General features: G+C 69.5%; 19 protein-coding genes. 13 read left to right on the forward strand and 6 right to left on the reverse strand.

All coding sequences use genetic code 11. The features are described from left to right. Positions 1–151 precede the first annotated feature (151 nt). On the forward strand, positions 152–814 hold the full coding sequence (locus tag AC2EBS_RS09780; protein ID WP_484728202.1) for a class I SAM-dependent methyltransferase: 663 nt from the start codon (positions 152–154) through the stop codon (positions 812–814). On the opposite strand, the gene AC2EBS_RS09785 is transcribed toward AC2EBS_RS09780, so the two are convergent. Then, the gene (locus tag AC2EBS_RS09785) at positions 815–1,996 is read right to left on the reverse strand and encodes a GGDEF domain-containing protein (protein WP_484728203.1); all 1,182 of its coding nucleotides are present in this window, start codon (positions 1,994–1,996) and stop codon (positions 815–817) included. Between the two features lie 199 nt (positions 1,997–2,195). On the opposite strand from AC2EBS_RS09785, the gene AC2EBS_RS09790 reads away from it, so the two are divergent. The 4 genes from AC2EBS_RS09790 to AC2EBS_RS09805 all read left to right on the forward strand — a co-directional run bounded on the left by AC2EBS_RS09790 (position 2,196) and on the right by AC2EBS_RS09805 (position 6,211). Next, the gene (locus tag AC2EBS_RS09790; RefSeq protein WP_484728320.1) at positions 2,196–2,636 is read left to right on the forward strand and encodes a CreA family protein; all 441 of its coding nucleotides are present in this window, start codon (positions 2,196–2,198) and stop codon (positions 2,634–2,636) included. A gap of 31 nt (positions 2,637–2,667) precedes the next feature. Continuing rightward, a complete protein-coding gene (locus AC2EBS_RS09795; RefSeq protein WP_484728204.1) occupies positions 2,668–4,197 on the forward strand; it encodes an AMP nucleosidase in 1,530 nt (509 codons plus the stop codon). Positions 4,198–4,242: 45 nt separating this feature from the next. After that, entirely contained in the window at positions 4,243–5,418 is a 1,176-nt protein-coding gene (locus tag AC2EBS_RS09800; RefSeq protein WP_484728205.1) for a GGDEF domain-containing protein, read from the forward strand. A gap of 121 nt (positions 5,419–5,539) precedes the next feature. Next, on the forward strand, positions 5,540–6,211 hold the full coding sequence (locus tag AC2EBS_RS09805; protein WP_484728206.1) for a GNAT family N-acetyltransferase: 672 nt from the start codon (positions 5,540–5,542) through the stop codon (positions 6,209–6,211). A gap of 148 nt (positions 6,212–6,359) precedes the next feature. On the opposite strand, the gene AC2EBS_RS09810 is transcribed toward AC2EBS_RS09805, so the two are convergent. After that, positions 6,360–7,523 (reverse strand): PQQ-dependent sugar dehydrogenase, encoded by a 1,164-nt coding sequence (locus AC2EBS_RS09810; protein ID WP_484728321.1) that lies wholly within the window; start codon positions 7,521–7,523, stop codon positions 6,360–6,362. 153 nt (positions 7,524–7,676) lie between these two features. Then, positions 7,677–9,119: a M28 family metallopeptidase gene (locus tag AC2EBS_RS09815; protein WP_484728207.1), complete on the reverse strand. Its 1,443-nt coding sequence runs from the start codon at positions 9,117–9,119 to the stop codon at positions 7,677–7,679. A 209-nt stretch (positions 9,120–9,328) separates the two neighbouring features. Between AC2EBS_RS09815 and fusA the strand changes: the two genes are divergently transcribed. Further along, positions 9,329–11,422, forward strand: coding sequence for an elongation factor G (fusA, locus tag AC2EBS_RS09820; RefSeq protein ID WP_484728208.1), 2,094 nt, complete (start codon positions 9,329–9,331; stop codon positions 11,420–11,422). Here fusA and AC2EBS_RS09825 read toward each other — a convergent pair. Beyond that, entirely contained in the window at positions 11,406–12,746 is a 1,341-nt protein-coding gene (locus AC2EBS_RS09825) for a putative glycoside hydrolase (RefSeq protein WP_484728209.1), read from the reverse strand. The genes fusA and AC2EBS_RS09825 overlap by 17 nt on opposite strands. A gap of 119 nt (positions 12,747–12,865) precedes the next feature. Between AC2EBS_RS09825 and AC2EBS_RS09830 the strand changes: the two genes are divergently transcribed. The 4 genes from AC2EBS_RS09830 to AC2EBS_RS09845 all read left to right on the forward strand — a co-directional run bounded on the left by AC2EBS_RS09830 (position 12,866) and on the right by AC2EBS_RS09845 (position 15,518). Beyond that, entirely contained in the window at positions 12,866–13,420 is a 555-nt protein-coding gene (locus tag AC2EBS_RS09830) for a hypothetical protein (RefSeq protein ID WP_484728210.1), read from the forward strand. Between the two features lie 643 nt (positions 13,421–14,063). Further along, the gene (locus AC2EBS_RS09835) at positions 14,064–14,273 is read left to right on the forward strand and encodes a hypothetical protein (RefSeq protein ID WP_484728211.1); all 210 of its coding nucleotides are present in this window, start codon (positions 14,064–14,066) and stop codon (positions 14,271–14,273) included. A 30-nt stretch (positions 14,274–14,303) separates the two neighbouring features. After that, positions 14,304–14,567, forward strand: coding sequence for a hypothetical protein (locus AC2EBS_RS09840; protein WP_484728212.1), 264 nt, complete (start codon positions 14,304–14,306; stop codon positions 14,565–14,567). Between the two features lie 102 nt (positions 14,568–14,669). Continuing rightward, positions 14,670–15,518 carry an HDOD domain-containing protein gene (locus AC2EBS_RS09845; protein ID WP_484728213.1) on the forward strand — a complete coding sequence of 283 codons (849 nt, stop codon included), beginning with the start codon at positions 14,670–14,672 and terminating at the stop codon, positions 15,516–15,518. 16 nt (positions 15,519–15,534) lie between these two features. Here the strand turns inward: AC2EBS_RS09845 and AC2EBS_RS09850 are convergent, their stop codons facing one another. Then, on the reverse strand, positions 15,535–16,017 hold the full coding sequence (locus AC2EBS_RS09850) for an Lrp/AsnC family transcriptional regulator (RefSeq protein WP_484728214.1): 483 nt from the start codon (positions 16,015–16,017) through the stop codon (positions 15,535–15,537). Between the two features lie 131 nt (positions 16,018–16,148). On the opposite strand from AC2EBS_RS09850, the gene hppD reads away from it, so the two are divergent. Continuing rightward, complete coding sequence (gene hppD, locus AC2EBS_RS09855; RefSeq protein ID WP_484728215.1) at positions 16,149–17,300, forward strand: 4-hydroxyphenylpyruvate dioxygenase; 1,152 nt, start codon at positions 16,149–16,151, stop codon at positions 17,298–17,300. A 13-nt stretch (positions 17,301–17,313) separates the two neighbouring features. Here the strand turns inward: hppD and AC2EBS_RS09860 are convergent, their stop codons facing one another. Beyond that, positions 17,314–18,183 (reverse strand): esterase/lipase family protein, encoded by an 870-nt coding sequence (locus AC2EBS_RS09860; protein WP_484728216.1) that lies wholly within the window; start codon positions 18,181–18,183, stop codon positions 17,314–17,316. Between the two features lie 71 nt (positions 18,184–18,254). Between AC2EBS_RS09860 and AC2EBS_RS09865 the strand changes: the two genes are divergently transcribed. Both AC2EBS_RS09865 and AC2EBS_RS09870 read left to right on the forward strand, forming a co-directional pair. Next, the gene (locus AC2EBS_RS09865) at positions 18,255–19,028 is read left to right on the forward strand and encodes a DUF8198 family protein (RefSeq protein WP_484728217.1); all 774 of its coding nucleotides are present in this window, start codon (positions 18,255–18,257) and stop codon (positions 19,026–19,028) included. A gap of 88 nt (positions 19,029–19,116) precedes the next feature. Then, a complete protein-coding gene (locus AC2EBS_RS09870; RefSeq protein ID WP_484728322.1) occupies positions 19,117–20,856 on the forward strand; it encodes a long-chain-fatty-acid--CoA ligase in 1,740 nt (579 codons plus the stop codon). Positions 20,857–20,858 lie beyond the last annotated feature (2 nt).

The following is a 20,858-nucleotide window of genomic DNA, read 5'->3' on the forward strand; positions in this document are numbered from 1 at the left end:
AACCCTGCGATTGCGCCCAGACAACGCCGACGCCGACATCGATTGAAGCCCACGCCACGCATGCGCTACAAAGCCGCATAGCGATCGATGCAGAACGGCCGGCCAGTGAGTCGCCGTACGCCGCTCGCCAAGAGGAGGAGGCTCCCGCGTCATGCCGCACCCCGCCACTGCCGATCCCGGCCCGCCGCCGATACCGCGACGCCTGCTGGCGCTGTACCGCAACCGCGCCGCGCATTACGACCTGGAGCTGGTCGGCTTCGAGATGCTGCGCCAGGCCTGCATCGCCCGGCTGGACCTGAAGCCCGGCGATCGCGTGCTGGACATGGGCTGCGGCACCGGGCTGAGCCTGCCCACGCTGGCCCGGCGGGTCGGACCCGAGGGGCGCGTGCTGGGCGTGGACCAGAGCGCGGCGATGCTCGCGCAGGCGCGCGAGCGGGTGAAGCGCGACGGCCTGCATCAGGTGCGGCTGAAGCAGGCCGCGGCGGTCGAGGCGCCGCTGCAGGGCCGCTTTGATGCGGCGCTGTTCGTCTTCACCCACGACATCCTGCAGCAGCCCGAGGCGCTGCAGCACATTGCCGCCCACCTGAAGCCCGGCGCACGCATCGCCGCCACCGGTCTGGCCTGGACGCTGCCCTGGGCGCCATGGGCGCTGGCGAGCAACTGCTTCGTGATGGGCGCGGCGCTGTATTCGGTGGCCTCGCTGCAAGGCCTGGGCGAGCCCTGGCAGCTGCTGCGCGGCCTGGCGCCGGATCTGCAACTGCTGCCGCAGCTGCCCGGCGGCTTCTACCTCGCCTGGGGGCACTTCAAGGGCTAGTCAGACGGCGGCGGCGCCCGGCTGCGGCGACGTCCACAGGCTGACGCGATTGCGCCCGCTGCCCTTGGCCTGGTAGAGCGCCTCGTCGGCGCGCGCATAGAGCCGGTCCGCATCGGCCGGGCTGTCGGAGGCGACGGCCGCGATGCCCGCCGACAAGGTCAGGCGAATCGGCTGGCCGTTGCTGTCGCGCTGCGTGTCGAGCTGCTCGATGGCGCGGCGCACGTCTTCGAGCAGGCGCTGCGCACCGGGCGCATCGGTGGCCGGCAGGATCAGGCCGAACTCCTCGCCGCCCATGCGGCCCAGCACGTCGGCCTTGCGCAGCCGCGAACGGATCGCCTGCACCACCGCCTTCAGCGCGGCATCGCCGGCGCGGTGGCCGTGGCGGTCGTTGATCTGCTTGAAGTGGTCGAGGTCGATCAGCGCGAAGGCCAGCGGCGAGCCCTCGCGGCGGCTGCGCGCCAGGTTGTGTTCGAGCAGCGTGTCGGTGGTGCTGCGGTTCAGGCAACCGGTCATGCCGTCGAGCGAGGCCAGCTCCTCCATGCGTAGCGCCATGCGCTCGAAGGAGGCGAGCACGAAGCCGAAGCCGGCACCCAGCAGAGCGACGAAGCTGAGCAGGAAGGTCAGCCCCTGGCCCAGGCTGGGCTGCAGCAGGCTCTGATATTGCTCGGGCGCCCACAGCGCATGGAAGAAGCGGAACAGCATCGCCCCCGCCGACAGCGCCATCGTTGCGGCAACCATCGGCAGCGAGTATTCGCGCGGCCCGCGGTGCCGCAGCACCAGCAGGATGCTGGGCAGGAGCATGAGGGTGAAGATCAGCGACAGCGCGGCCGTGCGCTGCGGCAGCGACCAGGGCAGCATCATGACCAGCGCGAGCAGCGCGACGCCCAGCCGAAGCCAGGCCGAGCGGCCCAGCGGCTTGTCGAGCAGATAGACGCTCAACGCCTGGTTGAACAGCAGCATGCCCAGCAGCACCAGACCATTGCCCAGCAGCACCGAGATCCACAGCGGCAGCGCAAGCCGGGCGCCGAGGAAGATGTAGCCGAAGAGCAGCACCCAAGAGGCCTGCGCCCAGATGCGCAAGGCCGGCTGACGCAGGGTGCCGCGCTGCGCCACGGCCAGTTGCACGCACAGCAGCAGAAAACCTGCGATCAGGGCGGCCAGCAAGGTGGGAATGTGCAGCATCGTCGGTAGCGTGGCGGGCAGAACGGCAAGCAAGGGCCAAGCCGCAGGCAGTGTACCCAGCGGAGCACGCCGCGCCCTCGCCGATGCGCTATCGTGTGGCGAAAGCACCGCTGAGAGGAGAGTTGCAACGATGTCGTTCCACGCCCGTCCTGGCCCAGGCCTTCTTCGCCGCGCCGCGGCCCTCCCCCTGCTGCTGGGCATGGCCCTGGCAGCGCAGGCCCAGCCCGACGCGATCGGCGAGGTGGACACGGTGTTCAAGCTGATCGGCCCCGACCACAAGATCGTCGTCGAGGCCTACGACGACCCCAAGGTGGCCGGCGTCACCTGCTATGTCTCGCGCGCCAAGACCGGCGGCATCAAGGGCGCGCTGGGCCTGGCCGAAGACCGCAGCGAGGCCTCGATCGCCTGCCGCCAGGTGGGGCCCATCAGCTTCGCCAAGCCGCTGCCGCAGCAGGAAGAGGTGTTCAACGAGCGCATCTCGCTGGTCTTCAAGCACCTGCGCATCGTGCGCATGGTCGACGCCAAGCGCAACGCGCTGGTCTACCTGACCTATGCGGACCGGCTGATCGAAGGTTCGCCGCAGAACAGCGTCACCGCGGTGCCGGTGGATCGCGCCACAGCGATCCCGGTCAAGCGCTGAAGCGCCCGGCGCCGCCACAATCGCCTGCGCCATGCCGAACAACGCGCCATCGTCCGCCCCGCCCTTCTTCGCCCCGTTCTTCGCCCCGGTGGCCTGCGACAGCGCCGAGGCTGCGCTTGCCCAGGTGCAGCGCATCTACGAGGCCGGCACCAGCTTTCTGCGCGAGGCGCTGGCGCGCTTCCTGGCCGGCGAGGACACCGGGCCGGTGCGCGCCTTCTATCCGGTGGTGCGGCTGCGTGCCGCCCGGCGCGGCGCCGGTGCCAATGCCAGCGGGCTGGCCTATGGCTTTGTCACGCGCGCCGGCCATTACGAGACCACGCTGACGCGGCCGGACCTGTTCGCCAATTACTACCGCGAGCAGTTCCGCCTGCTGTTGCTGAACCACGGCGGCACGCTGGAGGTGGGCACCGGCCACCAGCCCATCCCGCTGCACTTCGCGCTGGGCGAAGGCCAGCATGTCGAGGGCAGCCTCGCGCCCGAGCGGCGCGAGCGCCTGCGCGAATGCTTCGACCACCCCGACCTCGCCGCGATGGACGACGGCATCGCCAACGGCACGCACGAGGTAGCACCGGGCGAGCCCGAGCCGCTGGCGCTGTTCACCGCGCCGCGGGTGGACTACTCGCTGCACCGGCTGCGCCACTACACCGGCACCGCCAGCGAGCATTTCCAGAACTTCGTGCTGTTCACGAACTACCAGTTCTACATCGACGAGTTCGTGCGCATAGGCCGCGAGCTGATGGCGCGCGCGCCCGACCCGGCCAAGCCCGATGCGCATGACGACTGCTGCGCCTTCGTCGAACCGGGCAATGTGCTGACGCGCCGCGGCAATGCTGCCAGCGAGGGCAGCCCGCCGCCACGGCTGCCGCAGATGCCGGCCTACCACCTGGTGCGGCCCGACCGCAGCGGCATCACGATGATCAATATCGGCGTCGGCCCGGCCAATGCCAAGACCATCAGCGACCATCTCGCGGTGCTGCGCCCGCATGCCTGGCTGATGCTGGGCCACTGCGCGGGGCTGCGCAGCAGCCAGGCGCTGGGCGACTATGTGCTGGCGCACGGCTATGTGCGCGAGGACCATGTGCTCGACGAGGACCTGCCGCTGTGGGTGCCGATTCCACCGCTGGCCGAGGTGCAGCAGGCGCTGGAGGCCGCGGTGGCCGAGGTCACCGGCCTGGCCGGCCCGGCGCTGAAGAAGATCCTGCGCACCGGCACCGTGGCCTCCACCGACAACCGCAACTGGGAGCTGCTGCCCAGCCATCGCGAGGGCGGGCCGGAGCGCCGCTTCAGCCAGAGCCGCGCGATCGCGCTGGACATGGAGAGCGCCACCATCGCGGCCAACGGCTTCCGCTTCCGGGTGCCCTACGGCACGCTGCTGTGCGTGTCGGACAAGCCGCTGCACGGCGAGATCAAGCTGCCCGGCATGGCCGACCAGTTCTACCGCCAGCGCGTCGACCAGCACCTGCGCATCGGCCTGCGCACCATCGAGCTGCTGCGCGCGCAAGGGCCGGCGCGCCTGCACAGCCGCAAGCTGCGCAGCTTCGACGAGGTGGCGTTCCAATAGGCGGCTGCGAGCACGACAAGACCCAGACCGAGGAGACCCGGCACCATGCACTTCGACATCCCCACGCTGTTCAGCCTGCTGGCCCTCGAATCGCTGGCGCTGGCGCTGGCCCTGGCCGTGCTGATGGGCTGGCGCCAGCTCGCCGCCGGCGGCCGCCACGCGCAGGCGGCGATGACGCTGCACGGCATCGGCTGGCTGCTGCTGATGCTGGCCCCGCCGCAGGGCAGCCGTTGGCTGGGCGCGCTGGCGATGGCAGCGATCGGCGCCGCACTGAGTGCGCTGTGGCTCGCGGTGGGTCACTGGCTGGGGCCGCGGCGCGGCCGTCGCGCGGTGCTGCTGCTGCCGGTGCTGCCGGCGCTGGTCTATCTGCTCGGCTTCGACAGCTATGCGCTGCGCGTCGGCGCCACCAATGCGCTGTTCGCGCTGCAGCTGCTGCTGGTCTGCGTCTCGCTGCTGCAGCCGGCCAGGGGACTGGAGCCTGAGCTGCAGCGGCAGAGCTGGCGCTGGCGCTCGCCCTTGCTGCTGGCGCTGCTGGTGATGGCGGTGCTGACCGCCTGGCGCGCCGCGCTGGCGGGGCTGGCCACCGCGCAGTACCCGGACTTCGAGGCCGCGCATCCGGTCAACACGCTGGCGGCGGTCTGCGCGCTGCTGGCCGTGCCGCTGACGCTGGCCGCAATGCTCACTGCCTGGCGCGGCGAGACCGAGAACAGCTTCCTGCGCCTGGCGCAGACCGATGCGCTGACCGGCCTGTGCAACCGCCGCGCCTTCGTCTCGCGCGCGGTGGACCTGCTGTCGATGGCGCGGCGCTACAAGGAACCGCTGGCGCTGATGGCGCTGGACATCGACCAGATCAAGAGCTTCGGCGAGACGCTGGGGCCCGAAGGCGAGGAGCGCGCCTTGAAGCTCTTTGCCGACTGCCTGCGCGAGCAGATGCGCCTGGGCGATCTGGTGGGGCGCATCGGCAGCGACGAGTTCGCGGTGCTGATGCCGCGCTGCGAGGCGCTGGGGCCGCAGGCACTGGACAAGCGGCTGCGCGACGCGCTGGCGGTGCGCGCGCCGGCCGAGCTGGGCCGGCCGCTGGAGTTCTGTGCCGGCTGGGGCCGGCTGCGCCATGGCGATCGCAATGTCGAGGACCTGCTGCGGCGCGCCGAGACCGCGCTCTACGAGGCCAGGCGCAGCGGCCGCGCCTGCCTGATGGCCGAACCCGGCCTGGAGGCCTGAGGGCCGAACCTGGCCTTGCGCCTCGTGGCTGGCACGCCACTTGCTGAGGGAAAACCACCATTCCCCGCAAGTCCAGAAGACCGGCGGGGCGAAACGCCAGACCGAAGCGAGAAGTGCCGCCATGTTCCACCGCCAAGCCCCCGATGACCGTCCCGCCCTCGAGCTCGCCTACACGGCCCTGCGCCCGCAGCGCGCCCAGCGCCTGCCGTCGGCCAGCCTGCGCAGTGCGGCCGAGGCGCAGACGCTGCCCGGCGAACGCGTGCCGCCGCGCATCAAGCTCGTCAGCGCGGCCGACCTGACCTGGCTGCCGGCACTGGCCGACCTGCTGATCGACAGCGTGCATCAGGGCGCCAGTCTGGGCTTTATTGCACCAATGTCGCGCTATGCGGCGCTGGACTACTGGCATGGCGTGTTCGCCCGCCTGGGTCCGCGCCATCACCTCTGGATCGCCTGCGAGGACTCGGAGCGCTCGCAGCTGCTGGGCTGCGTGCAGCTGGCGCTGTGCCAGCAACCCAGCGCCGCACACCGCGCCGAGGTGCTGGGCCTGATGGTGCACAGCCGCTCGCGCGGCCTGGGCATCGCCAGCCGGCTGATGAGCCGCCTGGAATGCAGCGCGCTGCAGCAGGGCCGCAAACTGCTGGTGCTGGACACGCCCACCGGCTCGCAGGCCGAGGCGGTCTACGCCCACCTGGGCTGGCTGCGCGCCGGCGAGGTGCCCGAGTGCGACAGCAGCGCCGACGGGCTGCTGCACGGCACCTCGCGCTACTACAAGCGCCTGCAGATGCCGTCCTGATCCCCTGCAGGCTGCTGCAAAGCGTAGCGAGGACGGCCGGCTGCTAGGCGCGCGGCGCGCAGGAACCGGAACGTACTTCCTGTACGTTAGGAGTCCCAGCACCGCGAAACGACGCAGAGGGGCGCCGCAGTAGCTTTTCAGCAGCCTGCTAGCGCGCGACGCGCAGCAGCTTGCCGCTGTCGGTGAGCAGCAGCAGCGCGCCGTCCGGCGCCTGGCGCACGTCGCGGAAGCGCTCGCGTAGATTGGCGTACATCGCCTCGCGCGCCGTGACGCTGTTGCCGCTGAGCGTGAGCCGCCACAGCGCCTGGCCGGCCAGCGCGCCGGAGAAGAGCTGGCCCTGCCACTCGGGGAACATTGCCCCGCTGTAGAACAGCAGGCCGGCCGGCGCGATCGAGGTCGGCACCCAATACGTGAGTGGCTCCGCATAGGTCGGCGCATGGGTGCCGCCGCCGATGCGGCAGGCCTCGCCGACCGGGTCGCCGTAGTTGCAGCCGTAGCTGCGCAGCGGCCAGCCGTAGTTGGCGCCGCCGCGGGCGATGTTGATCTCGTCGCCGCCCTGCGGGCCATGCTCGCTGACCCACAGCTCGCCGGTCTGCGGATGAAGGGCCGCGCCCTGCGGATTGCGGTGGCCGCGGCTCCAGATCTCGGGCAGCGCGCCTATGCCCCAGGCCGGGTTGTCGGGCGGGATGCTGCCATCGCGGTTGATGCGCACCACCTTGCCCAGCGTCTGCGCCAGGTCCTGCGCCGGGCTGCCCTGCTGGCGCTCGCCCAGCGTGATGAACAGGGTCTTGTCGCGCGCGAAGACCAGCCGCGAGCCGTAGTGGCCGCTGCCGCTGACCTTGGGCCGCTGGCGGAAGATCACCGTCAGGCCCTGCAGCGCATCGCCCACCAGGCGGGCGCGCGCCACCGCGGTGCCGGCGCGCCCCGCCTCGGCACCGCTGCCGGGCTCGGCATAGCTCAGATAGACCCAGGGCGTGCTGGAGAAATCCGGGTCCAGCGCGACATCGAGCAGGCCGCCCTGGCCGCCGGAGTCCACCGCCGGCACGCCGCTGATGCTGCGCGCCAGCACGGTCCTGCCGTCGGCCGAGAGCCGCATCAGGCTGCCGCCGCGCTGCGTAACGAGCAGGCTGCCGTCCGGCAGCACCGCCAGCGACCAGGGGCTGACCAGGTCGCTGCGCAAGGTGCTGATCTGAGGGGCCGGGGTCGGGGCGGGGGCGGGGGCGGGAGCCGGCGCAGGTGCGGGTGCAGGAGCTGGCGTAGGTGCGACCGGCTCCGATCCGCCGCCGCCACAACCGGCAAGCCATAGCGGCATCACGGTGCAGACGACGACAGCGCGACGGGACACGCGCGGATGGTGCATGGCAGGCTCCTCGATGCGGACGGGCGCCGCGCAGTCTAGTGCGCGGCCCTGGGCGAGCCGAGCACTCTTGCAGGCTGTTACCGGCGCTGCTGCTGCACCAGGGCTTCAGCGCCGCATCAAGGGCAGCGGATAGCTCGCCAGGCTGGCATGACCGCTCTTCGAGACCGCCTGCACGCCGAAGACGACGTTGTCCTTGGAGATGCCCTTGAGGGTGAAGCGCGTCACCAGCCCGACGTCGCGCGCATGCTCCCAGGTGGCGGCGTCGGTGCCACGCCAGACGATGCGATAGCCGGCCAGCTCGGGCTCGCTATTGGGCGCCCATTGCAGCGTGCTGTCGTTGGTCAGCTCGCTGGCGTCCAGCCTCACCTCGCGCGGCGCGGCCGGCGCCCAGGCCAGGCTGGCCAGGCCGGCGGCATTGATGCGCGCCACGTCGGCCACATAGGCGAAGTCGACGAACTCGGGCAGATCGCCGTAGGTGATGCCGTTCTCGGTGCGCAGATCCTGATGCTGGTGCGCAAAGTTCTCGAAGGGCTCGGTGAAGCGCACCGCCGCATAGCCGCGCTCCAGGAAGGGCAGATGGTCGCCGCCACGCAGATAGCGGTCGCGGCGCTGGATCAGTTTGACGGTGAAGCCGCTCAGATAGCGCTCGCCGGCAGCCTTCAGGTGACGGCCCAGCTGGTGCGTGGGCAGGTCCTCGCTGCCGCCGGCCACGGCCAGGGCCTGTAGCGGCGCCAGCGCGGCTTCGATCGCGGCCTTTTCGGCTTCGTTGCTGGGCTGGTTGGCGCGCGCCTGGTTGAGCAGGCGCAGCAGCGGGTCCAGGCCGTCGGCGAACAGGCGCAGCTGCTTCGGGTCGTGCTGGCCGGCATCGCCGCGCGGGCTGCCGACGATGTCGTTGGTGATCATCGCGTCGATGCGCAGGCCCTTGGCCAGCGCCTGGCGCGACCAGTGCGCGGCACCGAGCAGGCCCTGCTCCTCGCCCGGCACGGCCATGAAGACCAGCGTCGCGTCGAAGCGCTGCGCCGCCATCACGCAGGCCAGCTCCATCACCACCGCGGTGCCCGAGGCATCGTCGTTGGCGCCGGGCGCCTCGCCCTTTTCGTCCATCACATCGCTGTTGCGCGAGTCGTAATGGCCGCTGACCACCAGCAGGCGCTCGCGCGAGGCCGGCGAGACGCCGGGCAGAGTGGCCACCACATTGACCAGTTCGGCCGCACGCGGCATGCGCCGGCCGGCGGGCTCGATGAAGCTGTCCATCTCCACCTGAAGGCGGCCGCCGGCGCGCTGCGAGCAGTCCTGCAGCTCGCGCTGTATCCAGCGTCGCGCGGCGCCTATGCCGCGCGTGGCCGATTCGGTCTCCGACAAGGTGTGGCGCGTGCCGAAGGCGGCCAGGGTCTTGATGCGCTGCTCGATGCGCTGCGGCGAGATGCTGGCCAGCATCTGCTGGATGCGCGGGTCCGTCGGCGCGGCGGCATCGGCGGCCGGGGCCAGACCCAGGGCTGCCACCGTGGCAGCAGCCAGCGCGGCAAGACGCGAGGAGCGTGTGTTCATCGGCAGATCTCCAGCAGTGAGCGGACAGCGGGCGCTGCCGATTCTTGCACCGCCGGGCCGTCGGCATCGGCTTGATCCGGGGCTCTTGTGCGCGCTGCGCGCTTGGCCTACGCTGGGGTCAGTCCGTGACAGTGCGGCGCCGCCGGCCGGGCACGGGATGTCGGGAAGAAGCAGAAGACCCAGACCCTCAAAGCCAGCAGGAGGCAGCCATGAGCGCCAGCTTGGACAACAGCAGCCCCAAGGTCGGCAAGGCCGCGGCCGGCACCGCCGGCGGTATCGCGGCGATACGCAGCATCGCGCTGGTCGGCCCGGCGGGTGCTGGCAAGACCAGCCTCACCGAGGCGCTGCTGCACCGAGCCGGCGCTATCGCCAGCCCCGGTGCCGTGGAGCGCGGCAACACGGTGAGCGACTACGACGCGCTGGAGAAACGGGCCCAGCACTCGCTGCAGTCGTCCATCGTGCACATGGACCATGCCGGCATACGCATCCATGCGATCGACACGCCGGGCGCGCCGGACTTCATCGGCCAGTCGCTGCCCGCGCTGGAGGCGGCGGACACCGCGATCGTCGTGATCAACGCGAGCAACGGCATCGAGCTGATGGCCTCACGGATGATGGAGACCGCCGCGAAGCGCGGGCTGTGCCGCGTCATCGTTATCAACCGCATCGATGCGCCGGGCGTGAACCTGCCGGCCCTGCTCGATGCACTGCGCGAGAGCTTCGGTCGCGAGTGCCTGCCGCTGAACCTGCCGGCCGACGGTGCGAGCCGCGTCGTCGACTGCTTCTTCAATACCGCAGGGTCCACCGACTTCTCCTCGCCTGAAGGCGCGCACCGCGCGCTGGTCGAGCAGGTGGTGGAGGTGGATGGCGATTTCGTCGAACGCTATCTGAACGAGGGCGATGTCGATCCGCGCGAGCTGCATGCGCCGCTGGAGCAGGCGCTGCGCGAAGGGCATTTGATCCCGGTGTGCTTCACCTCGGCCAAGACCGGCGCCGGCGTGGCCGAGCTGCTCGACGTGATCGAGCGGCTGCTGCCCAATCCGAGCGAGGGCAATCCGCCGCAGTTCCTCAGCGGCGAAGGCGCCGAGGCGCGGCCCATCCAGGCCAGCCCTGACCCCGGCGCCCATGTGCTGGCCCATGTCTTCAAGATCAACGCCGACCCTTATCTCGGCAAGCTCGGCGTGATGCGCGTGCACCAGGGCACGCTGACGCGCAACAGCCAGCTCTTCGTCGGCCACGCGCGCAAGCCCTTTCGTGTCGGCCATCTCTTCCTGCTACAGGGCAAGGCCCATGTGGAGGTCGAGCAGGCGCTGCCCGGCGAGCTCTGCGCGATCGCCAAGGTGGAAGAGCTGCACTACGACGCGGTGCTGCACGACGCGCCCGAGGACGAGCACATCCACCTCGCGCCGCTGGACTTCCCGGTGCCGGTGCACGGCCTGGCGGTGAGCCCGACTCGGCACGGCGACGAGCAGCGCCTGTGGGAGATGCTGCACAAGCTGATCGACGAAGACCCCTGCCTCAAGGTCGAGCATGTGGCCAGCACCAACGAGACCCTGGTCTACGGCCTCGGCGAGCTGCACCTGCGCATGCTGCTGGAGCGGCTGCGCGAGAACTACAAGTTCGAGGTGCAGACCAAACCGCCGCAGATCGCCTACCGCGAGACCATCGCCTCGCCGGCCGAGGGCCATTACCGCCACAAGAAACAGAGCGGCGGCGCGGGCCAGTTCGGCGAGGTCTTCCTGCGCGTGGAGCCGCTGCCGCGCGGCACGGGTTTCGAGTTCGTCGATGCGGTCAAGGGCGGCACGATCCCGGGCCAGTTCATGCCCGCGGTGGAGAAAGGCGTGCGCGCCGGCCTGGCCAGCGGTGCGATCGCCGGCTTTCCGCTGGTGGACCTGCGCGTCACCGTCTTTGATGGCAAGCACCATTCGGTGGACAGCAAGGAGATCGCCTTCGTCACCGCCGGCCGCAAGGCGCTGATCGAGGCGGTGAAGGCCGCGCGGCCGCTGGTGCTGGAGCCCATCGTGCATGTGGAGATCCTCACCCCCGAGGGCGCGATGGGCGACGTTACCGGCGATCTGGCCTCGCGCCGCGGCCAGGTCAGCGGCACGCGCAGCGCGGTGCCGGGCCTGATCACCGTGCAGGGCCTGGCGCCGCTGGCCGAGCTGGCCAGCTACCAGACCCGGCTCAACTCGATGACCAGCGGCCAGGGCCGCTACACCATCGCGCTGTCGCACTACGAGGCGGTGCCACCCAACACGCAAGCGCAGCTGATGAGCGGCTACAAGGTCAGGGACGAGGAGTAGCGGCCGACGCGGCTGCCGCAGGCGCTACCTGCAGCGTTGGCGGCGTTGGCGCCTCGGGCCTGAGCCCGCCGGCCTCGTAGCGGTTGGCGGCGTTCCACAGCATCCAGCCGCCGGTGCCGAGCTGCTCGGCCGCGTCGATCTGCGCGCGAATCTCGTCGGCATCGAAGACGCGGCGATCGAAGGCGTAGTCGCGGAACGCCTGCAACCACGGCCGCACACGCAGCGGCGACAGCCCGCTGCGCTGCAGCAGGCGCTTCAAGGACTGCTCGACGATTGCATAGGGCGCCGCAACCGGATCGGGATGACCGGGAATGCCGTGCGAAAAGCCGGACGGATAGAGCATCGGGCACAGCACGTCGGCGTGGCGGGCGAGCTCTTCGAGCTGCTGGCCGATCTGCGTGTCGTCGCTGTTCCAGGCCACGTAGCCGAAGATGTCGGCGGCGATGCTGATGTCGTAGGGTGCCAGGCGCAGGCGCGCCGCATCGAGAAAGCCGCTGATCGCGGCGACGCGGTTCTCGCGCGTGTTCGGCGCGCTGAAGCTCAGGCCGCTCGCATCGGGGAAGCGCAGATAGTCGAACTGCACCTCGTCGAAGCCCAGGCGCGCGGCCTCCTCGGCCAGCGCCAGGCTGTAGTCCCAGGCCTCGCGACGGAAGGGGTCGATCCAGGCCTGGCCTTCACGGTCCTTCCACAGCCCCTTGCCCTGCGGATCGGCCACCGCCCATTGCGGATGCGCCTGCGCCAGCGGATCGTCCTTGAACACCACGATGCGGGCGATCAGGTAGAGGCCGCGCTCGCGCAACTGGGCGAGCAGCGTCGGCATGTCGGCCACCGAGATGAAGCCTTGCGGCCCCAGGCCCGCCGCCAGATGCGCGGCGCTGCGGTAAGGCACCAGGCCGCGGTCGCCCTTGACGTCGATGACCAGCGCGTCGAGCTCGGTCTGGTCGATCAGCGCCAGTGCCCCGTCGCGCAGCGTCTGGTTGCCGATGCCGAAGACCGAGAGGTAGAGCGCCTTGGGGCGCAGCGGCTGCAGACGGGCGAGCGCTGCCGTCGCGCCATCGCTGGCCAGCACCAGCCGCCGGTAGCCCGGCGCGCGCAGCTGCAGTGCGCCGCGGTAGCCCTCGGGCAGGCTGAAACGGCCCTGGGCATCGCCGGTCAGTACGAGCGGCTGACCAGCCAGGCGCACGCTCAAGCCAACCACCGGCTGGCCTGTGTGCGCGTCGACGGCGCGCCCCTCGATGGCATGTGCCGCTGCGACGCCAAACAGGCTGAGGAGCAGCAGAAAGGCCGGCAGACAGCTCTGGCCGAGGCGCAGCAGTGGCGACATGCAGGGCGGCAGCAAGGAGCGGCGCCCGCGCCGATCCGGCTCGAGGATGAACGGAGCTTTATCATAGAGGCATGTCACCAGCCCATCGGGACGTCGCACAGATCCGTCTGGACAACGCGATGCTCCTGTTCGAAGAATTCGTTTCCGCGACGGTCAAGCACGCCGATGCCGCCACCTTGCGCGGCCTGGAGCGCCGCTTTGCCGAGCGCCTGCAGATCCAACCGAGCTACTGGAGCCAGATCAAAGGGCGCTCGCGCCAGATCGGCGAGCGCCTGGCGCGCCAGTTCGAGCAGCTCTGCCACAAGCCCATGGGCTGGATGGACCAGGAGCACCATGCCGGCGCCGCAGCCGCCGCGGCGGCGCATGAGGACAGCACGCTGCCCAGCGTGCCGCAGGACGAGGACGAGCGCTTCATCGTCGGCCTGGTGCTGACCTACTACCGCCGCCATCCGCAGCGTGCCCGCACGCGCTTGCTCGACCTGCTCGGCGAGGTGCTGACGCCATCCGGCGCCGACAAGATGGCACCGCCAGCGCCGAGCCGCCCTGTCGTGCCGGCGCGTCCGGCGGCGACGGCTGCAGCCGCACCGCGCGTCGCCAAGCCGGCCGTCGACGAGGACATGGACGCCTGGCGCCGGCTGCAGCAGGGCATCGCGCCGCTCAAGGGCAAGAAGTGACCCCCTAGGGAAGCTCTGCACAAATCAACGCGGTCCGTGATCGCGCGGACTCGGGCGGGCTGCAGCGTTGCACTTCTCGCCAATAGCTACGGCTATTGGCCGCGAACTGCGCCTTGCATCCCATCCCGATCCGCACGACCCGGCCTCGCGCCGCTTTATGCAGAGCCCCCCCTAGCCTGAAGAGGCAATCCGATAAAAAGTACTTGCGCAAGATAATCAATCGTTTATCATTTGCTCAAGTCGCGATGGGGTTCGTCGCGATGACACAAGCTTCACTGCAACGTCTCACACGCGAGCCACGGCTTCGCGGCACTGTGAGCGACACCGGGTACTGAACCTGATCCGGTCGTCCGCTGCAGCCGCCCGCGCACGCACCGCGAGCTCCATCTGCGCCTCGCCCTGAGGCGCACGTGCCGTACTCAGAAGTAGTCCCCGGCGGATTCAGCGCCTCGCGCACCCATACCGCCCAGCCCCGCCCGCGCCTCACCGCCACGACGGGTCCGCACTGCCACAGCCGTAGGCCTCACACGCCCCAGCTGCGCCGCTGCATGGACGCGTCACCAGGAAGTCAGGCGCCAACTCGCCACCGTCGCTTGTGCGAGCCCGAGCTCGCGCAAGGCCTACAAACCAACAGGAGGCCACCATGGCCCAGTTCATCGCTCCGCGGCCGCAGTTGCTGCTCGCCAGCAAGCTGCAGCACAAGCTGCCCAAGCCGCGAAATCCGCTCGTCGGCCCCGGCCTTCAGCGCCAGGCGGGCCGCCACGGCCCCAGCACCAAGGCACTGCGCCAACAGGCACAGACCGCGCTGCGCCACGAGCTACAGCGCCATTCGACTGACAAGAACGGCCCCTAGACCCACGGGGCCACGATCCGGGAGAAGAAGATGACACGCATCCACAGCATTCAGCGCTGGCCCGAGCAGATGGCCGGCACACATAAGACAAGCCTCTGGCGCCGCAGCCTGGCGCACGGCCTGCAGCGCGGCAGTCTGGCACTGGCGCAGCTGGCCACGGCGCTGCAGCGCGGGCCCGCCCGCCGCCGCCTGCCGCCCGAGCTGGAGTTCTATGCCGAGGCCGGTGCACCCGAGGGCGCGCTGTACATCGACGGCGAGCTGATCGGGCGCCTGCCCGGCGTGACACGACTCTGAGGCGCCAATAAGTCACGCGCCGGGCCGTTTCGCCCGGCGCGTGCCTCAAGCCGGTGCATCGGTGGCCGATATACGATCACCTAGGACTCGATGACACCGAGCATGAGCGCTGACGCCGCCGTCCCCTTCCAGCCGCTGCTCCGGCCGCTGCCGGATCTGCGCGCATGGACGAACCATTTCCATCGCGCCGAGATCCCGGTGCTGGAAACGACGGCCGAGTCGCTGGAGCTGATGCGCGCCAACGAGGACGAGGTCGACGCCAACAGCCTGGGCGAGATGATCGCCGCCGACCCGCTGATGACGCTGAAGGTGCTGTCCTATGTCGCCGAGCACCGCTCCAGCCGGCGCACCACCGACGCCGAAACGGTGACGGCTGCGCTGGTGCTGCTGGGCATCACGCCCTTCTTCGCCGCCTTCGGACCGCAGCCCACCATCGAGCAGCGCCTGCTCGGCCGTCCCGAGGCCATGGATGGCCTGCTGCGCGTGCTGCGCCGCGCCGAGCGCGCCGCGCGCTTCGCGCTGGGGTTCGCGGTGCACCGGCTCGACCACGATGCCGCGGTGATCCACAGCGCGGCGATGCTGCACGACTTCGCCGAGATGCTGCTGTGGTGTCATGCGCCCGATCTGGCCCAGGAGATCCGCCGTCGCCAGGCGATGAACCGTCAGCTGCGCAGTGCGGCCGTGCAGCGCGAGGTGCTGGGCATCGAGCTGGCCGCGCTGGAGCAGTCGCTGATGCAGGCCTGGCACTTGCCCGAGCTGCTGGCCCACATCACCAACGACCGCCTGGACAACGATCCCCAGGTGCAGACCGTCAAACTGGCCGTGCGCCTGGCTCGCCACACCGCCGATGGCTGGGACGATCCCGCCGTTCCCGACGACGTGACCGAGATTGCCCAGCTGCTCAACCTCGGCCGTGAGCCGACGCTGAAGCTGCTGCACGAATTCGACTGAGCACCCGCGTGCCGCACTACAGCGGCAAGGCAGTGGTGTTCTTCACCCGCTCCAGCACGAAGCTGGTCTTGCAGTCCTGCACGCTGGGGTGCTTGAGCAGCGTCTCGCTGATGAAGCGCGCGTAGTGCGCCATGTCCGCGACGACGACGCGCAGCAGATAGTCCATCTCGCCGGTCAGCGCCGCGCACTCCACCACTTCAGGCCAGGTCTGCACCGCGGCCTTGAACAGGTCCATCGGGTTGCGCTTGTGGCTCTCGGTGTGCTTTTCCAGCCGCACATTGATGTAGGCGGTCAGGCCCAGGCCCACGCGCTCCGGCGGCACCAGCGCCACATAGGCAGCGATCGCCCCCGACTCTTCCAGCCGGCGCACGCGGCGCAGCACCGCCGAGGCAGACAGATTGACCTCCGAGGCCAGTGCGTCGTTGGTCAGGCGGCCGTTGACCTGCAGCGCCTTGAGGATGCGTCGATCGATCGCATCAAGCTGGATTTCGTTTGCCATATTGGCCATTCTTGCAGGAATCCTGTGTGCAACGCCAGATACGCGCCTGAGATCGCAGGAATCCTGCGCGGACGGCGCCCTACAGTCTTGACCCATCGCAAGCACGACCGGCACAGCCGAGGAGACACACCATGAGCGCTTTCGTTCCCTGGGACAACCCGATGGGCACCGATGGCTTCGAGTTCATCGAGTTCGCCGCCCCCGACCCCGCCGCGCTGGGCCGGCTGTTCGAGACCATGGGCTTTGCCGCCGTCGCGCGCCATCGCCACAAGAACGTGACGCTGTATCGCCAGGGCGGCGTCAACTTCATCATCAATGCCGAGACCGACTCCTTTGCGCAGCGCTTCGCGCGCCTGCACGGGCCATCGATCTGCGCGATCGCCTTCCGCGTCAAGGACGCCGCCGCCGCCTACAAGCGCGCGCTGGAGCTGGGAGCCTGGGGCTTCGACAACAAGGCCGGCCCGATGGAGCTGAACATCCCGGCGATCAAGGGCATCGGCGACTCGCTGATCTACTTCGTCGACCGCTGGCAAGGCAAGAACGGCGCCACCACCGGCTCGATCGGCAACATCAGCATCTACGACGTGGACTTCGTGCCGCTGCTCGACGCCGCCGGCCAGCCGGTCGACCCCAACCCGGTCGGCCACGGCCTGACCTATATCGACCACCTGACGCACAACGTCTTCCGCGGCCGCATGAAGGAATGGGCCGAGTTCTATGAGCGCCTGTTCAACTTCAAGGAAGTGCGATATTTCGACATCGAGGGCAAGCTCACCGGCCTGAAGAGCAAGGCGATGACCAGCCCCTGCGGCAAGATCCGCATCCCGATCAACGAGAGCAGCGACGACAAGAGCCAGATCGCCGAGTACCTGGACCTCTACCACGGCGAAGGCATCCAGCACGTCGCGCTGGGCACCGACGACATCTACGCCACGGTGGACGGTATGAAGACCGGCGGCGTGGTGTTCCAAGACACCATCGACACCTACTTCGACCTGATCGACAAGCGCCTGCCCGGCCATGGCGAGCCGGTCGAAGAGCTGCGCCGCCTGCGCATCCTGATCGACGGCGCCGCGCATCTGGGCGCCGAGAAGGAGCTGCTGCTGCAGATCTTCACCAAGGAAGTGATCGGCCCGATCTTCTTCGAGCTGATCCAGCGCAAGGGCAACGAAGGCTTCGGCGAAGGCAACTTCCGCGCGCTGTTCGAGAGCATCGAGCTCGACCAGATCCGCCGCGGCGTGCTGAAAGACGAGGCCAAGGACGAGAGCAAGGCCGCCGCCTGAAGCCGCGCGCCGACTAGACCCGCTGCGCCGCCTCGTCCAGGCGGCGCAGCACATGGGCCAGCGCGCGCGGGTCGAAGGCCAGGCCCAGATGCCCGCGCTCGGGCAGTGACAGCGCATAGGCGCCGGCCAGCACCGCGGTCTCGGCGGGAAACACAATCTGGTCCAGCGGCGTGTAGATGCAATCGATGCCGCGGTGGAATTCCGGCGTCTCGCTGGCTGCGAGCTCGTGCAGCCAGCGGCTGTCGCGGCGCATCTGCCGGCCGTTGGTGGTGTGCGAGAGATGCGCCAGCCGCGTGCCGGCATGCGGCGTGCCTAGCGTCACGATGCGCTCCACACGCCCCGCGCGGCCATGGCGGCGCCACCAGGCGCGCGCCGCCAGTCCGCCCATGCTGTGCGCGACGATCAGCGGCGGCAGCCCCGGCGCACTGGCCTCGAGCTGGCGCACTGCGGCCTCGATTGCATCGGCATAGTCGTCGATGCTGCCGTAGGCCGGCTCCATCGTCAGCGCCACATGCGGATGGCCGCGCTCGCGCAGCACGCGCATCCAATCGTTCCACAGCCCGCGGTTGCAGGTGAAGCCGTGCAGCAGCAGCACGCCGCGCTGTCTGCTGTGCGCGGGCAGATGGTCCGGCTCGCGCGCGGATGCAAAGGGCTGCAGCCAGCTGAACACGCGCTCCGCCGCCCAGACCTCGGTCCACCAGGCATGGATGGCCGCCAGCCAGCGGTCCGGCCGGTGCAGCTGCGGCAGCAAGAAGCGCGGCAGCATCAGCACCGCCCAGGCCCAGCCGGCCAACAGCGCCCAGATCAGCCCCTCACCCATGCGTTCGCTGGTCCAGCCCCAGGCCAGCAGGGCCGCGACGATGCCGCAACGAAACAGCAGCATGAGGCGTTGCAATCGGGCATTCATCTTGCGCTGGCTCCTTCGAGGTGTGCGGCGTCGAGTGTAGGCTTGCCATGTCTGCCACCCTGCCCGCTGCGCGGGCCGCGTTCGAGATGGATCAAGCGACAGCCGAGAGGATTCTGGATTTCCTGCATCAGGTGGGCGAGCAGCGCCGCCTGCGCAAGGCCACGCCCGGGCTGGAGCAGGCCGTCGAGAAGCTCAAGCACTACCAGCAGCAGCGCTTCCGGCGCAGCTATGCCGACCTGCTCGCGTCCGAGCGCTATCGCGACGCGGCGCAGTTCTTCCTCGACGAGCTCTACGGGCCCGGCGACTTCACGCAGCGCGACGCGCAGTTCGCGCGCGTGGTGCCGGCGCTGGTGCGCCTGTTCCCCGCCGAGGTGGTGCGCACGGTGGAGGAACTGGCGCGTCTGCATGCCACCAGCGAGCGACTGGACACCGAGATGGCGCGGCATCTGCTCGGCACCGAGCCCGATCGCGCCGGCTATCTGCGCGCCTGGCAGGCCTGCGGCCATGCGCCGCAGCGGCAGCTGCAGATCGACCTGACGCTGGACATCGGCGAAGCGCTCGACGCCTACACGCGCAAACCGCTGCTGCGCCAGGCGCTGCGCATGATGCGCGGCCCGGCACGCGCGGCGGGCTTGCAGGACCTGCAGCACTTCCTCGAATGCGGCTTCGACACCTTCAAGGCCATGAAGGGCGCAGGTCATTTCCTCGCCACGGTGCGCGGGCGCGAGGAGGCCTTGGCGAAGGCCCTGTTCGACGCCGACGCGCGCAGTGCCGAGGCCCTCTGTCCCTCAGGTGACGATCCATTGGGGCAATTACCCTAACCTGCGGCCGTGCGCTGCCGCGACCATGCGAAGCAGTGATAAAGCATGGGGCGCGATTGACGCCTAGGAGACAAGCAAGGTGCAGGATCTGGCGAACGAGGCCGTCGCCGCTGCCGCCCCGACGGCGGCTGGCGCATACAGCAGCAGCAAACCCTGGCTGAAGAGCTACCCACCGGGCGTGCCGCACGAGGTGGCTACCGACACCTACAGCTCGCTGACCCAGTTGCTGGAGGAGGCCTTTCACAAGCACGCCCACCGTCCTGCGGCGATCTGCATGGACCGCACCCTGAGCTTCCGCCAGATCGACGAGATGTCGCAGGCGCTGGGCGCCTGGCTGCAGGCCCGGGGTCTGGAGCGCGGCGCGCGCGTGGCCATCATGATGCCCAATGTGCTGCAGTACCCGGTGGCGATCGCCGCCATCCTGCGCGCCGGCTTCACAGTGGTGAACGTCAACCCGCTGTACACCGCGCGCGAGCTGGAGCACCAGCTGAAGGACTCGGGTGCCGAGGCCATCATCGTGCTGGAGAACTTCGCCACCACGCTGGAAGAGGTCATCGACCACACCGCCGTCAAGCATGTCGTGCTGGCCTCGCTGGGCGACCTGATCGGCTGGTGGTACGGCCGCTGGATCAACTTCGCGGTGCGCCATCTGAAGAAGATGGTGCCCGAGTTCCGCCTGCCCACCCATGACGGCCGCACGGTGACGCGCTTCAACCGCGTCATCGAGGAAGGTTCGCGCCTGTCATTGCGCCGCGTGGCCGCCGGCCCGGACGACGTGGCCTTCCTGCAGTACACCGGCGGCACCACCGGCGTGTCCAAGGGCGCGACGCTGCTGCACCGCAATGTGGTGGCCAACATCCTGCAGTCCGAGGCCTGGTTCAAGCCCATGCTGGACAAGGTCGGCAACAAGCAGATGACCACGGTTTGCGCACTGCCGCTGTATCACATCTTCGCGCTGACGGCCTGCTACATGCTCGGCGCGCGGCTGGGCATGACCAATCTGCTGATCCCGAACCCGCGCGACTTCCCCGGCTTCGTCGCCACGCTTCAGAAGCACCGGGTGCAGATGTTCCCCGGCGTGAACACGCTGTTCAATGCGCTGACCGCTGAGCCCGCCTTCGCGCGGCTGGACTTCAGCGAGCTGGTGATCTCCAACGGCGGCGGCATGGCCGTGCAGCAGGCCACCGCCGAGAAGTGGCTGAAGATCACCGGCTGCCCCATCGTCGAGGGTTACGGTCTGTCGGAGACCTCGCCGGTGGCGACGATCAACCGCCTGGACGTGCACGACTTCAACGGCTCCATTGGCCTGCCGGTGCCGTCTACCGAGATCGCGATCCGCGACGACGACGGACGCGACATGCCCATCGGCGAACGCGGCGAGATCTGCATCCGCGGCCCGCAGGTGATGGCCGGCTACTGGAACCGCCCGGACGAGACCGCCAAGGTGATGTTTGACGACGGCTACTTCAAGACCGGCGACATCGGCGTGATGGACGAACAGGGCTTCATCCGCATCGTCGACCGCAAGAAGGACATGATCCTGGTCTCGGGCTTCAACGTCTATCCGACCGAGATCGAGCAGGTCGTTAGCATGCACCCCGGCGTGCTGGAGTGCGCGGCGGTGGGCATCCCCGATGCGCGCTCGGGCGAAGCGGTCAAGCTCTACGTCGTCAAGCAGGACCCGACGCTGGCCGAAGAGGATCTGGCCTCGTTCTGCCACGACCAGCTCACCGCCTACAAGCGGCCCAAGTACATCGAGTTCCGCGACGAGCTGCCCAAGAGCAATGTCGGCAAGATCCTGCGCCGCGAGCTGCGCAGCACGAACTGAAG

It is taken from the genome of Roseateles sp. T103, from assembly GCF_057219915.1.